Source organism: Dyella flagellata (genome assembly GCF_030160275.1).
In the GTDB taxonomy this organism is placed as follows: Bacteria; Pseudomonadota; Gammaproteobacteria; order Xanthomonadales; family Rhodanobacteraceae; genus Dyella_B; species Dyella_B flagellata.
This window is the reverse complement of sequence record NZ_BSOA01000002.1, coordinates 1-12,939: the sequence shown is the minus strand read 5'-3', so window position 1 is coordinate 12,939 and position 12,939 is coordinate 1. Positions and strand designations below refer to the sequence as shown.

At 63.9% G+C, this 12,939-nt stretch carries 14 protein-coding genes; 3 read left to right on the top strand and 11 right to left on the bottom strand.

Annotated features, from left to right (window positions below; all coding sequences use genetic code 11):
- Positions 1 to 28: 28 nt before the first annotated feature.
- The 8 genes from prmA to QQJ96_RS00375 form a co-directional block, all read right to left on the bottom strand.
- Positions 29 to 928, bottom strand: a complete 900-nt coding sequence (gene prmA / locus QQJ96_RS00410; RefSeq protein ID WP_284329908.1) for a 50S ribosomal protein L11 methyltransferase — start codon at positions 926 to 928, stop codon at positions 29 to 31.
- A gap of 100 nt (positions 929 to 1,028) precedes the next feature.
- Positions 1,029 to 2,402: an acetyl-CoA carboxylase biotin carboxylase subunit gene (gene accC, locus QQJ96_RS00405; protein ID WP_284329907.1), complete on the bottom strand. Its 1,374-nt coding sequence runs from the start codon at positions 2,400 to 2,402 to the stop codon at positions 1,029 to 1,031.
- Positions 2,403 to 2,416: 14 nt separating this feature from the next.
- On the bottom strand, positions 2,417 to 2,884 hold the full coding sequence (accB, locus tag QQJ96_RS00400; protein ID WP_284329906.1) for an acetyl-CoA carboxylase biotin carboxyl carrier protein: 468 nt from the start codon (positions 2,882 to 2,884) through the stop codon (positions 2,417 to 2,419).
- 72 nt (positions 2,885 to 2,956) lie between these two features.
- Positions 2,957 to 3,409, bottom strand: coding sequence for a type II 3-dehydroquinate dehydratase (gene aroQ, locus QQJ96_RS00395; protein ID WP_284329904.1), 453 nt, complete (start codon positions 3,407 to 3,409; stop codon positions 2,957 to 2,959).
- Positions 3,410 to 3,552: 143 nt separating this feature from the next.
- On the bottom strand, positions 3,553 to 4,098 hold the full coding sequence (locus QQJ96_RS00390) for a TlpA family protein disulfide reductase (RefSeq protein ID WP_284329903.1): 546 nt from the start codon (positions 4,096 to 4,098) through the stop codon (positions 3,553 to 3,555).
- Positions 4,099 to 4,198: 100 nt separating this feature from the next.
- Positions 4,199 to 6,367, bottom strand: a complete 2,169-nt coding sequence (locus QQJ96_RS00385; RefSeq protein ID WP_284329902.1) for a protein-disulfide reductase DsbD family protein — start codon at positions 6,365 to 6,367, stop codon at positions 4,199 to 4,201.
- Positions 6,368 to 6,440: 73 nt separating this feature from the next.
- Entirely contained in the window at positions 6,441 to 7,349 is a 909-nt protein-coding gene (locus QQJ96_RS00380) for a DMT family transporter (RefSeq protein WP_284329900.1), read from the bottom strand.
- A 74-nt stretch (positions 7,350 to 7,423) separates the two neighbouring features.
- On the bottom strand, positions 7,424 to 8,122 hold the full coding sequence (locus QQJ96_RS00375) for a glutathione S-transferase N-terminal domain-containing protein (RefSeq protein ID WP_284329899.1): 699 nt from the start codon (positions 8,120 to 8,122) through the stop codon (positions 7,424 to 7,426).
- A 121-nt stretch (positions 8,123 to 8,243) separates the two neighbouring features.
- Between QQJ96_RS00375 and pdxR the strand changes: the two genes are divergently transcribed.
- From pdxR to QQJ96_RS00360, 3 genes are all read left to right on the top strand, one after another.
- Positions 8,244 to 9,707, top strand: coding sequence for a MocR-like pyridoxine biosynthesis transcription factor PdxR (pdxR, locus tag QQJ96_RS00370; protein ID WP_284329898.1), 1,464 nt, complete (start codon positions 8,244 to 8,246; stop codon positions 9,705 to 9,707).
- 119 nt (positions 9,708 to 9,826) lie between these two features.
- Positions 9,827 to 10,831 (top strand): TlpA family protein disulfide reductase, encoded by a 1,005-nt coding sequence (locus tag QQJ96_RS00365; protein WP_284329896.1) that lies wholly within the window; start codon positions 9,827 to 9,829, stop codon positions 10,829 to 10,831.
- A 29-nt stretch (positions 10,832 to 10,860) separates the two neighbouring features.
- Positions 10,861 to 11,250, top strand: a complete 390-nt coding sequence (locus QQJ96_RS00360) for a cupin domain-containing protein (RefSeq protein ID WP_284330114.1) — start codon at positions 10,861 to 10,863, stop codon at positions 11,248 to 11,250.
- 64 nt (positions 11,251 to 11,314) lie between these two features.
- Here the strand turns inward: QQJ96_RS00360 and QQJ96_RS00355 are convergent, their stop codons facing one another.
- From QQJ96_RS00355 to QQJ96_RS00345, 3 genes are read right to left on the bottom strand one after another with little or no spacing between them, the layout of a single operon-like run.
- A complete protein-coding gene (locus QQJ96_RS00355; protein ID WP_284329895.1) occupies positions 11,315 to 11,719 on the bottom strand; it encodes a nuclear transport factor 2 family protein in 405 nt (134 codons plus the stop codon).
- A 16-nt stretch (positions 11,720 to 11,735) separates the two neighbouring features.
- Positions 11,736 to 12,062, bottom strand: a complete 327-nt coding sequence (gene cutA / locus QQJ96_RS00350; RefSeq protein ID WP_284329894.1) for a divalent-cation tolerance protein CutA — start codon at positions 12,060 to 12,062, stop codon at positions 11,736 to 11,738.
- 10 nt (positions 12,063 to 12,072) lie between these two features.
- Entirely contained in the window at positions 12,073 to 12,738 is a 666-nt protein-coding gene (locus QQJ96_RS00345) for a class II aldolase/adducin family protein (protein WP_284329893.1), read from the bottom strand.
- Positions 12,739 to 12,939 lie beyond the last annotated feature (201 nt).

The window sequence follows — 12,939 nt, the reverse complement described above, 5'->3', positions numbered from 1 at the left end:
CCGGCAAGCTTAGCAGGGTAGCGGGCAATCAAATGCGGCGCCGGCCGCTGATGCGCACCCAATCTTCGTTCACATCCACACGCAACTGATCGAACCATTCGGCATAGCGCTCGAGCAGTTCCTCGTGCTGGCCCTTGAGGATGCCGGACAGCGCAAAGGGCGCGCCCGGCCTGGCCAGTGCAGCAAAAGTGGGTGCCAGCTCGTCGAGCGGGCCGGCCAGGATATTGGCGACGAACACGTCGGATACTTCGCCGGCAAAGTCTTCGGGTAGGAACAATGCCAGTCTGTCGCCGACGTTGTTGCGCTCCGCGTTGTCAGCAGAGGCTGTCAAAGCTTGTGGGTCGTTGTCTAGGCCAATCGCGGATGCCGCGCCCAGCTTCAGGGCGGCGATGGCCAGGATGCCCGAGCCGCAGCCGTAGTCGATCACGCGCTTGCCGGTGAGATCCAGGCTGTCCAGCCATTGAAGGCATAACGCTGTAGTGGGATGCGTGCCGCTGCCGAAGGCGAGGCCAGGATCGAGCTGCACGATCGCCAGCTCGTCATCTTCCGGCGGCGCTATGTTCCACGGGTAGATCCATAGTCGGCGACCGAACGGCATCGGCTTGAACTGGTCCATCCATGCTCGTTCCCAGTTCTCATCGGCTACGTCATGGAAGCTGAGCTGATCGGGTTCCAGAAACGGCAGCAGTTCGCCCAGTGCTTCGCTCAGGCCGCGGCGGTCGGTATCGGCCTCGAACAATGCATTCAAGGTGATCGTTGGCCACAACGGCAATTCACCCACGCCCGGTTCGAAAATTGCCTGCTCATCCGGCGTTTCGGCGTTGGCGTCGCGCAAGGTGATCGATAGCGAACCGAGATCTTCCAGGGCCTCTTCCACGCGGGGCTGTTGTTCGGCGCGGACGGTCAGGGAGAGTTCGAGCCAGGGCATCGGTGTTCCGGAAGGTAGGGTACGGCGCTATTTTCCCTCTCCCCGTCGGGGAGAGGGTAGGGTGAAGGGTGAGTCTTGCGACGAAGCTCAACTTTGCGAATCAATGCCCGCTATGCGGATGTTCCTTGTGCTCGGCCATCCGCTTCTCCAGGTAGTGAATGTTCTGTCCACCTTGCTGGAAACCCACGTCGGACATGATGCGCTGCTGCAGCGGAACGTTGCACTTCACGCCTTCGATCACCGTCTCGGCAAGCGCCAGGCGCATGCGCGCAATCGCGGTTTCGCGATCGGGACCGTGCACGATCAGCTTGCCGATCATCGAATCGTAATTGGGCGGAATGCGATAGCCGTCGTACAGATGCGTATCCACGCGCACGCCGGGGCCGCCTGGTGCTTCGAAGCGCTTGACGGTGCCGGGCGAGGGCATGAAGGTTTCCGGATCTTCCGCGTTGATGCGGCACTCGATCGCGTGGCCGTGGATCTTGATGTTTTCCTGCTTGAGCGAAAGCTTTTCGCCGGCGGCGATCAACAGTTGCTCGCGCACCAGGTCCACGCCGGTGATCAGTTCGGTCACCGGATGCTCCACCTGGATGCGCGTGTTCATCTCGATGAAGTAGAAGCGGCCGTTCTCGAACAGGAATTCGAACGTGCCCGCGCCGCGATAGCCGATGCGCAGGCAGGCGTCCACGCACACCTGGCCAATCTGCGCGCGCTGCTCCGGCGTGATGCCGGGGGCGGGGGCTTCCTCGACCACTTTCTGGTGACGGCGTTGCATCGAGCAATCGCGTTCGCCCAGGTGAATCGCGTTGCCCTGGCCGTCGGCGAGCACCTGGATTTCCACGTGGCGCGGATTTTCCAGGAATTTCTCCATGTACACCTGATCGTTGCCGAAGGCCGCCTTGGCTTCCTGCTTGGTCATGGTGATGGCGTTGCCCAGATGCGCCTCGGTGCGCACCACGCGCATGCCACGGCCGCCGCCGCCGCCGGCGGCCTTGATGATCACCGGGTAGCCGATCTCACGCGCGATGCGCATGTTTTCTTCGACGTTGTCGCCGAGCGGGCCGCCGGAGCCGGGCACGCACGGCACGCCGGCGGATTTCATGGCGCGGATCGCTTCGACCTTGTCGCCCATCATGCGGATCACGTCGGCGGTCGGTCCGATGAAGATGAAGCCGGACTGTTCCACCTGTTCGGCGAAGTCGGCGCGCTCGGCCAGGAAGCCGTAGCCGGGATGGATCGCGTTGGCGTCGGTGATTTCCGCCGCGGCGATGATGCGCGGAATGTTGAGATAGCTGTCGACCGATGGCGCCGGGCCGATGCAGATGGCTTCATCGGCCAGGCCCACGTGCTTGAGATTGCGATCGGCGGTGGAGTGCACCGCCACGGTTCGGATACCGAGGCTGTGGCACGCGCGCAGGATGCGCAATGCGATTTCGCCGCGATTGGCGATAACGACCTTTTCGAGCTTCTGCATAGTCGTCGGGCCGTTCAGGCGATCACGAACATCGGCTGGTCGAATTCCACCGGCTGGCCGTTGTCGACCAGGATGGCCTGCACGGTGCCGCCGACTTCGGCCTCGATCTGGTTGAACATCTTCATCGCCTCGATGATGCCAAGCGTTTCGCCGACCTTCACCTGCTGGCCCACCTTCACGAAAGCGGCGGCGCCCGGGCTGGCCGAGGCGTAGAAGGTGCCGACCATCGGCGCCTTCACCACATGGCCGGCCGGCAGATTGCTGGCCGCCTCGCCGCTTTCGGCAGCGGGGGCTGCCACAGGTGCCGGGGCAGCCGCCGGGAGCGGTGCGGGCATGTGCATGGCGGGCGGTGCGGCGACGGTGATGCTGCCCTTGGGGACGCGCGACAGACGAACGACTTCCTCGCCTTCCTTGATTTCCAGTTCGGCGAGGTTGGACTCCTCGAGCAGGTCGATCAGTTTTTTGATCTTGCGCAGATCCATGGGGCTTTGCCTTCTTAAGGGTCTGGACCGCAGCTTGGCGGCCGGAAAGTGAAAGAAAACGGTAGGTGCCGGCTAGCCGGCAGGCTTGGATTCAAGTTTGGCCAGGGCCGCGTCCAGCGCCAGGCGGTAGCTGGCGCTGCCGAAACCGCAGATCACGCCCACTGCCAGGTCGGACAGGTAGGAGTGGTGGCGGAAGGGCTCACGGGCATGCACATTGCTCATGTGCAGCTCGATGAAGGGGATGGCCACCGCGGCCAGCGCGTCGCGCAGCGCCACGCTGGTATGGGTAAAGGCGCCCGGATTGATCAGGATGACCGCCACCTGTTCGTCGCGCGCCTGGTGGATCCGGCCGATCAGCTCATGCTCGGCATTGGACTGGTACCAGGCCAGCTCATGCCCGGCTGCCTGGGCGCGTTGCGCCAGCTGGTTGTTGATGTCGGCCAGCGTCTCGCGGCCGTAGATGTCCGGTTCGCGTACGCCGAGCAGGTTGAGGTTGGGTCCATGCAGGACCAGCAGCTTCGCCATAGGCTCCGGCATCCCCCGGGTGTCCAGAATCGGCGAGAGTGTGCTCGGTGTCGGGAGTGTTGTCCAGTTCGGCGCAGTTCGGCGATGTTTGACGGAGAAAGAAGATGTTAAACGTGCGTCGACGTATGGCGGTGCAAATGGCGTCAGGGCGTGCTTGTCGGCGAAAGCCAGCGCTCCAGCTGGCCCGGCTTCAGCCGCCCCCGTTTCATGGCCAGGATCTTCCCGTTTTCGTCCAGCAGCACATTAAAAGGCAGGATTCCATCCAGGTCGCCGAAACGCAGCGTGGTGCTGGGCGAGTCCAGCTGGCCTAACAGGTTCGGGTAGCTCGCCGGGTGCTCGGCCAAGTAGGCGCGTACGGCGCCCGGCTCATCCATGGCAATACCCAGGATGATCACGCCCTGATCGGCGAACTTGCGCTGGGCGGCATTCAGGCGGGGCATCTCTTCCCGGCACGGGCCACACCAGGTGGCCCAGAAATTCAGCAGCAGGCGCTTGCCCTGGTAGCCGGAGAGCCGGCGCTCGTGGCCATTGAGATCGACCAGGGCCACGTCCGGACGAAGATCGCCGACGTCCGCTACATGCACGCCGGCTGGCACGCGCGCCAGCCGTCTTGCATGTTGCACCCAGCCGCCGGCGATGGCGGCCAGCAGGGCCAGGGCGAGAATGAAAAGGTTGGGGCGACTCAACATGGGAGCGGAGCGGGACGGCGCGTAGGCTGGGATGACAATCCCAGCACCGCCATGCATGCAACGCAAGCGATGCCGGGATCGGGCATCCCAACCTGCATGTTTACTTCGCAGCCGCGGTCAACGCCTGCTCCACCAGCGAGTAGGTCAGCACCGTGGGCAGCTTGCGGCCAACGCTGCCGTCCTTGGGAAACACCACGTACAGCGGCACGCCCGGCGAGTGGTATTGCTGCAGGAAGCTGGAGATGGCCGGGTCCTCGTTGGTCCAGTCGCCCTTCATATAGACGGCGCCGGTACGCTTGAGCAGCGCCTTGAAGTCATCGCCGTCGAGCACGGCGTGTTCATTGGCCTTGCAGGTGACGCACCAATCGGCGGTCATGTCGACGAACACCGGCGTGCCGGCCTTGCGCAGCTCGGCGAGCTTGTCCGGCGAGTAGGCGACGACGCCATCCGTGCTTGCCGTCGCCTGCGCAGCGAGAGGCAACGTGGCGAGGTAATACAGCGGCGCCACGGTGAATAATGCGAGCACGGCCACCAGTATGCGACTCAGTGCGCCGCGATAGCGGCTGCGTTCGAACCACCAAAGCGTCGCCGCCAACAGTACCGCGGCAACCAGCAGCAAGCCGACTGCATCCGCGCCGCGCTGATGCGCGAGCACCCACGCCAGCCACGCCGCGGTGAGGTACATCGGAAAGGCCAGCACTTCCTTCAGTGTTTCCATCCAGCGACCGGGACGCGGCAGCCAGCGCGACAAGGCCGGAACGAAGCCTATGGCCAGGAACGGCAGCGACAAACCTATTCCCAGCGCGAGGAACACGCAGATGGCGCTGGCGATCGGCGCTACCAATGCATACGCCAGCGCGGTGCCCATGAACGGCGCCGTGCAAGGACTGGCCACTACCACCGCGAGCACGCCGGTAAAGAAATCGCCTGCCGGGCCGGAGCGATTGGCGAGCGAGCTGCCGGTATTGCCCAGCGATGCGCCGAATTGCACCACGCCTGACATCGACAGCGCCACAGCCAGCATCACCAGCGCGAGCACGGCGACCACCAGCGGACTCTGCAGATGCGCGCCCCATGCCGTTTTCAGTCCAATGATCACGCTGCCCAGCACAGCGAAGCTCACCAGCACGCCGGCCGTGTACATCAAGGCGTGCAGGCGTCGCCGTGCAGGATTCTCACCGCTCTCGATCAAGCTGATCGCCTTGATCGACAGCACCGGCAACACGCAGGGCATCAGGTTCAGCACCAGGCCTCCACCCAAGGCGAGCAGCAAGGCGTAAAAAAAGTTGACGTCGAGCGAATGGTTTTGCGTGGCGTCGCCCGGCGGCATTTCCGGCGCCGGATTGGCCGCCGTTTGCATGCTCGTGCTGGTGCCGCCACCCAGATCGACATGCGCTTCGCGGGTCATCAGCGGATAGCACAGGCCGCCTTCCTGGCAACCCTGGAAGCTTGCTACCAGCGCGAGCGACTTCATGCCGCTGGTATCGCCGTTGATGCCGACCGGCAAAGCCAGTTCATCGAAGTACACGGTGGTCTTGCCGAAATGCGCATCCTCATGGCTGGTGCCGGCCGGCCAGGCCGGCGACAGCGAAAGCTTCGGCGCGTCTTTGACGGAGAGCTTGGTCTGGTCCCGATACAGGTAATAACCCTTGGCGATGGTCCAGCGCAGCAGCAGATGGTTGGCGTCTTGCGCGATCGCATCGAGCTGGAAAGCTTGTTCCGCCGGCAGCGGCTCATGGCTGCCGCCGCCCAATGGCTGGGCGCCCGAATGGAACAGATCATTGAGTTTGTTCGACGGCGGCGCGCCAGCTGCGGCGGGGACCGGCAGCGAGAGTTGTTCGGTATGCGGCGGATAACAGATCTTCGGATCGGTCTCGTGGCAGCCCTGATAGCGCACGCTCATCACCAGCGTGGTGGTGCCGGGTGCGAGCGTGTAAGGAATGCTCGCGTCCACGCCATGGTGATACGTCTGAACCGGTCCGAGGTAGGGATCGTTGTGCTTTTCGCCATCGGGCAATTTGGCTTCGCCCAGCGTGACGCCGTTGCCGCCCTTGAACGCCATGCGTCCGCGGTACAGGTAGTAATCCTGCGCGATCGTCCAGTGCAGCTTGATCACGCCGGGTGTGCTGGCGTCGGCGCTGAGCTTGTAGGCCTCGGTGACCGGCAGCAGATTGTCTTCGGCGTCCTGGGCCAGGGCCTGCATGCCGAACGCCAGGGTCAGCAGGGTGAAGAGATAAGCGGCGACGCGGCCGTAACGAAGCGAGCGCATTCCAACTCCAGTCATGGGGATCGCGTGGGGGCGCGACCAGGATTATGGACCAGCTCGCGAGCGGAGCTGGCTTCTATTCGACCGCGTTCAGCGGTGTGGGTGCCGCAGAGCGGCGGATTTGCAGCATGCCGGTGGTGAGCGCCACGCCCAGCAGGATCACCGAGCAGCCGCCGGCCATCGCCAGCGTGATCTTTTCGCCCAGGAACAGCGCACCCCACACCACGCCAAAGACGGGGATCAGGTAAAGCACTGCCATCGCCCGGGTTGAGCCGATGCGCGCCAGCAACCGGTAAAACAACACGTAGGCCAGGGTGGTGCAGGCTGCGGCCAGACCGAACATGGCAAGCCATGCCTGCAGCGAGGGTGACTGCGCCGGCCACATCCAGGCGGTGAAGGGCAACAGCATGACGGCTGCCGCGACCTGGCTGCCGATCGCTACGGTGAGCGGCGATACGCTCTGTACACGCCGATGGCTGTAGTGCGCGCCGAAGGTGTAGCAGACGTTGGCGCCCACACAGGCCGCCATCGCCCAGCCAATGCCGGCACCGCCGTGGCCGAAGCCCATGCTGCCGCCGATCAGCCACGCTACGCCGGTCAGGCCGATCACCAGTCCGCTCGCCTGCGCAGCGTTCAAGCGTTCGCCCAGCAACAACCAGCCGGACGCGGCCACCAGCAGCGGTGCGATCGCGTCGAAGATGGCCGACAGCCCGGACGGCAGATACTGCGCGGCGTAGGAAAACAGCACGAACGGCAGCGCCGAATTCGCCAGGCCGATCAAGGCGACCGAACGCCAATTGGCACGCAATTCCGCCAGCCGCTCGCGTGACATCAGCAAGGGGATGCAGCAGATCGCGGCCCCGATCGCCCGCATGCCCGCCAACGCCATGCTGCCGAACTGCGCCGCGCCCATGCGCATGAACAGGAACGAGGCTCCCCACAGGGCTCCGAGCAATACAAGGGTGGCGACGTCGGACTTTTTCATGGGCAATGCACTCGCGGGGGCGGTCAACCAACACTAGATCCGGGCGATGACAGGGCTTGTCAGCAGAGTTCCGCTCAGGCGCGAGCCTTGGTGTCCTGGTTGAACAGCACGTTGCGTTCTTCTTCGGACAGGGCCTGCTTGGGGGCATAGACGTTCTCGACATCCTGGTAGGTGCGCTGGGTAGCCGGTCGCGCTGCCATGGTTTCGAACCACTGCCGCAAATGCGGAAACTCGGCGAGGCGTTGTCCATGTGCTTCGTGCGGAACCACCCAGGGGTAACAGGCGATGTCAGCGATCGAGAATTCGCCGGCGATGAACGGGCGGTCGGCCAGCCGGCGGTCGAGCACGCCGTACAGGCGGGCGGTTTCGCGGGTGTAGCGTTCGATCGCGTAGGGCACCTTCTCAGGGGCGTACACATTGAAATGCCCGATCTGCCCGGCCATCGGGCCCAGACCGGCCATCTGCCAGAACAGCCATTGCAGCACCTCGGTGCGGCCGTGGAGGTCCGTCGGGATGAAGCGGCCGATCTTTTCGGCCAGATACAACAGAATCGCGCCGGATTCGAACAGCTTGACCGGTTCGTTGCCGTCCGCGGGGGCGTGATCGACGATGGCCGGGATCTTGTTGTTCGGCGAGATCGCCAGGAATTCGGGCTTGAACTGCTCGCCCTTGCTGAGGCTGACCGGTACCAGGCGATAAGGCAGCTGCGCCTCTTCCAGGAACAGCTTCACCTTTAGTCCGTTCGGCGTGGCGGCGAAATAGAAATCGATCATGGCGTGGCTACCTGTCCGGTGAGGGGGTGTTGCTTCGAGATCAGCGTAAGCAAGGTCGTGGTCTTGCAAAAGGGCCACATTAGGGCAAATCTACGGGTCCAGTTGGGTCGGAACCGGCAACGTGGAGCATCCCTTCGAATTTCCGCTTGAATTGCCGGAACGCGGCTCGCGCCAGCGCATGGCCGCGCTGCATCGCCAGCTGCGTGCCGCCATCCTCGACGGACGCTTGAAGCCCGGGCTGCGCTTGCCGGCAACACGGGAGCTGGCCGAGGCGCTGGAGGTGTCGCGCAACACCGTCGTGGCGGCCTACGACTTGCTGCTTGGCGATGGCTATATCGAGGCGCGGCGCGGCGCCGGCAATTTCGTGGCCGATCTGGCCATGCGCCGTAGCGGCCGGCATGCCCAGGCCGACAACCTTCCCCCCGACAGCCGGACTCCCGACAGCCGCCTGGCGTCGTATTGGCAAAACTTTACCAGCGTGCCCACGCCGATGCGGGCGGATGGGTTTGCCTACGACTTTCGCCTGGGCATACCCGATAGCCGCTCCTTTCCCTACGACATCTGGCGGCGTCTTTCCGCACGCGTCTTGCGCAATCTGTCCAAGGCCGCGCCGTTCTACGACCTGGCGCAGGGGCGGTTGCCCTTGCGCCAGGCGATCGCCCAGCACATCTCGTTTGCACGCGCCGTGTCGTGCGAGGCCGAGGATGTGGTCGTCACCAGCGGCGCGCAGCAGGCCTTCGACCTGCTTGCGCGCGTGCTCGTTACGCCAGGGCAAACGGTCGTGGCGGTGGAAGACCCCGGCTATCCGCCCCTGCGTGCGGTGTTTCTAGCTGCCGGTGCGCGTGTGGTCGACGTACCGGTGGATGAGGAGGGCTTGATCGTCGACCAGCTTCCCCGCGACACGAACGTGATCTACGTGACGCCTTCGCACCAGTTCCCGCTCGGCGTGGTGATGTCGCCGCATCGTCGTGTCCAGTTGCTGGAGTTTGCGCGTACGCATGGCGCCTTGGTGATCGAAGACGACTACGACAGCGAGTTCCGCTATAGCACTCGACCGCTGGATGCCTTGCAGACGCTGGATCGCGACGACAGCGTCTGCTACGTCGGCACGTTTTCCAAATGTCTGTTCCCCACCTTGCGGCTCGGCTATGCGGTCGTGCCGCCGTGGCTGCGCACCGCCTTGGCCAATGCCAAGCACCAGGCTGATTGGCATGGCGACGTGCTGGCGCAGGACAGCTTGGCGGCGTTCATTGCCGAAGGGCACCTGGTGCGTTACGTGCGACACATGCGCAAGCTGTATGCGGAGCGGCGCGATGCCTTGCTGGATGCCTTGCAGCGCTATGGCAAGGGAAAATTGCATGTGTATCCGTCGGACGCCGGTCTGCATCTGGCGGCACGGCTGGATGTACCGGTCGACAGCTCGATCTTGCTCGGGCGCGCCATGGCCAGCGGGATCAACCTGGAGCCGCTGGACTGGGATGCGAGGGATGGTGCGCTCGTGAATGGCCTTGCATTCGGCTTTGGCTTGATCGACTTGGAGCGGATCGACGAAGGCATTGCCAGCCTGATGAAGCTGATCGGGTGATACGTAGGCTGGGATGGTCATCCCGGCCTACGGTGGTCCAGCAGGATTGCCGCAAAGTGGCTCTTATCGGCGGCCCGGCAAATGGGGAGCATGCACCCACCCCACCCAAGGAGATCGTCGTGCGCATCGTGGTTCTGTTGTTTTTGTTGTTGTTCGGCACACTCGCCCAGGCCGAAACCGGTGAGCAGCATGCGCAGGCCGCCGCGCGCGGGCTGGTTGGTACGCCGGCGCCCCGGCTGGTGCTGAAGACGATCGACGGTCAAACCATCGACCTGGCCAGCTACTACGGCAAGAAGCCGGTGTATTTGAAATTCTGGGCTACCTGGTGCGTGCCATGCCGTGAGCAGATGCCCCATCTGAAGCATGTTTACGAACAGGCGGGCTCGGAGATGGCGGTGATCGCCGTCGACGTCGGTTTCGACGACAGCGTGGAAGACGTGCGTCGCTACCGCAAGGAGATGGGCTTGAAGATGCCGATCGTGTTCGACGATGGCAGCATCGGCGAGGCGTTTCATTTGCGCGTGACGCCGCAGCACGTGGTGATCGGGCGCGATGGCCGCATCCTGTACATCGGTCACGAGGCTAATGCGAAGCTGGATGCGGCCTTGCTGGCTGCGCGCAAGTCGGCCCCCGCCACTGCGGTTGCCACGGCGGCAGCAAGCGAATCCAGCGGCGCGGACAAACAATTGCCGGATTTGACGGTTCCCACTCTCTCGGGCGCGGCGTTTCATCTGCGTGACGCGGACGCCAAGAGCCATCCCACCGTGCTGGTATTCATGTCGCCGTGGTGCGAGACCTATCTGGCAAAAAGTCGCCCGGCACTGGCCGCCAGCTGCCGCGCCGTGCGAGAGCAGGTTACGGCGCTATCGACTGACGACCACGTTCGCTGGCTGGGCATCGCTTCCACCCTATGGGCAGGCAAGGACGATCTGCGTGCCTATCAACAGGAACACCACCTTGGCATGCCCTTGGCCTTGGATGACTCCGGTGAGCTGTTCCGCCGCTTTCGCGTGATGCATGTGCCCACCTTGCTGGTGTTCGATGCGCAAGGCCAGCTCGTGCGGCGCATCGAAGGGGTGGACGCGCACTTGGGTGATGAATTGAAGTCGCTGGTGGCCATGTGAATCGGGCAGGGAGATAAGTCGTGCGCTACATGACAGTCATTGCCCTTTGCATGGCGCTGGGCGTCAGCGGCAGCAGCCTCGCCGCCGAAGAGCACGCCTTGCTGACCTCGCCGTTGACGTCCGTCCACGATCGTCAGTTGCAAGCGGTCACCGTGACGTATGCGCCCGGACAGGCTTCAGCTGCGCACCGACACGGCGGCGACGCCTTTGTGTATGTGCTGAGCGGCCACATCCGCAGCCAGGTAGGCAGCGACGCTGTGCGCACGTATGGCCCGGGCGAAAGCTGGTTCGAGCCGATGGGCGCGCATCACGTCGTCAGCGGCAATGCGAGCGCCACCGAGCCGGCGACTATGCTGGTGGTCTTCGTCGCGGCTCCCAGCGCAACGCTGACGGTATGGGATCACCCGAAAACTCCGTAGGCTGGGATGCCAATCCCAGCATCGCGAAAGCTGGGATTTCATCCCAGCCTACGCTGCCTATCGCTCAGGGCGAGAACCAGGTCTTTTCAACGTGCTTGGTATCCAGGTATTCGCGCACCGAAACGATCTTGCCGGCTTGCAGCGAGATCAGGAAATGATATTGATTGCGGTACACCTTGCCGTTGGTCAATTCGCCATGACCGCTGACCTGAGCGCAAACCCGTCCGTCTTCAGCAGTAAGGCTGTGCACCGATAGCTGCAGATCGCTCTTTAGTTGCTGGCGCATGTTCGCAAGGATGCCGGCTACCCGCTTTTTATCGTGTTCGCCCGCAGCGGGAACCCCTTCAAGCTCACCGGCGATCCACCATTTCACATCATCGCTCAGCAAGGCCAGCATGCCATCCAGGTCGCCCTTGCTGATGCGCGCAAACAATTCGTTGACGACGCGCTTGTTTTCCTCGGTGTTCATCGCTTCCTCTCCTTGCTCAATGTCCGCTAGAGCGTACCCAATCCAGATAGGCCGCATGCCCGTGTTCCACCGGCACAGCGATCAGTTCGGGCAGTTCATACGGATGCAGCGCCAACAAGCGTTCCCGCAACGCATCGAAGCGTGCCGCGGTGGTCTTGATCAACAGCAGTTCCTCGCTGTCGGTGGTGACTTCGCCGCGCCAGCGGTAAGTGGAGCGGATGCCTGGGACATGATTGACGCAAGCGGCCAGGGATTCATTCACCAGCGTCTGCGCCAGCTGTTGCGCGCTGGCCGCGTCGGGGCAGGTGCAGTAGCACAGCAGTACGCGTTCGGGAGCGGACACAGGGCTTTCCTCACGAAGATGGCGGGGATGGCTGCTTCGACATCAGTCCGTAGTTGCTGAATTTTTCCAAAGCCTGCGCAACTTCGGAGTCAGTCAGCAACACCGGCTTGCCGATCTGCAGCGCCAGCGCGTATTGCCGGGCCAGGGTTTCCACCTCCACCGCCCGCCACATCGCCTGTTCCAGGTCGGGGCCGGCGGCGAGCATGCCGTGGTTGGCCATCAGGCAGGCCAGGCGCCCGTCCATGGCCCGCATCACCGCATCGGACAGCTGTTGGCTGCCATAGGTGTAGTAGTCGGCGCAGCGGATCGAATCGCCGCCGCTTACCGCGATCATGTAGTGGGCGGCCGGGATCTCCATCCGGCACATCGACAAGGCAGTGCTGTAGGGCGGGTGGGCGTGGACGATCGCATGCAGGTCGGGGCGGGCGGCGTAGATGTCGCGATGGAAGCGCCATTCGCTGGACGGGCGCAGCCCCTCGGCATGGCTGCCGTCCATGCCCACCTGCACCACGCCCTCGGGCGTGATCTCGCCGTAAGAGGTGCCGCTAGGGGTGATAAGGAAGCCGTCGCCGTGGCGCACGCTCAGGTTGCCCGAGGTGCCCTGGCTCAGGCCCGACGGGGTCAGTTTCAAGCCGTAGGCGACGACCTGCTCGCGTAATGTCTGGTCCTTGCTCACTGCGTGGCTGCCCGTTTGCTGCGATGGAAACGGGGCATCCTCGGCATTTTTGCGGCCGCTGTCGATCCTCCCTAGGGACGCTCTGATCTATTCCACGTGCCCGGCATGACGTCCAGAAGGCCCGCAGGGCGTGCCGCGCGGCACAGGGCAGACTGGCCGTCTGTTCAAGCCGCGGGGCACGCCCTGCGGGCCTTCTGGACG

Coding starts and splice junctions, on each gene's coding strand:
- QQJ96_RS00385 (WP_284329902.1), bottom strand. CDS start 6,367: ATGCGCTCGCTTCGTTACGGCCGCGTCGCCGCTTATCTCTTCACCCTG.
- prmA (WP_284329908.1), bottom strand. CDS start 928: ATGCCCTGGCTCGAACTCTCCCTGACCGTCCGCGCCGAACAACAGCCC.
- accB (WP_284329906.1), bottom strand. CDS start 2,884: ATGGATCTGCGCAAGATCAAAAAACTGATCGACCTGCTCGAGGAGTCC.
- QQJ96_RS00380 (WP_284329900.1), bottom strand. CDS start 7,349: ATGAAAAAGTCCGACGTCGCCACCCTTGTATTGCTCGGAGCCCTGTGG.
- QQJ96_RS00375 (WP_284329899.1), bottom strand. CDS start 8,122: ATGATCGATTTCTATTTCGCCGCCACGCCGAACGGACTAAAGGTGAAG.
- QQJ96_RS00390 (WP_284329903.1), bottom strand. CDS start 4,098: ATGTTGAGTCGCCCCAACCTTTTCATTCTCGCCCTGGCCCTGCTGGCC.
- QQJ96_RS00355 (WP_284329895.1), bottom strand. CDS start 11,719: ATGAACACCGAGGAAAACAAGCGCGTCGTCAACGAATTGTTTGCGCGC.
- aroQ (WP_284329904.1), bottom strand. CDS start 3,409: ATGGCGAAGCTGCTGGTCCTGCATGGACCCAACCTCAACCTGCTCGGC.
- accC (WP_284329907.1), bottom strand. CDS start 2,402: ATGCAGAAGCTCGAAAAGGTCGTTATCGCCAATCGCGGCGAAATCGCA.
- QQJ96_RS00360 (WP_284330114.1), top strand. CDS start 10,861: ATGACAGTCATTGCCCTTTGCATGGCGCTGGGCGTCAGCGGCAGCAGC.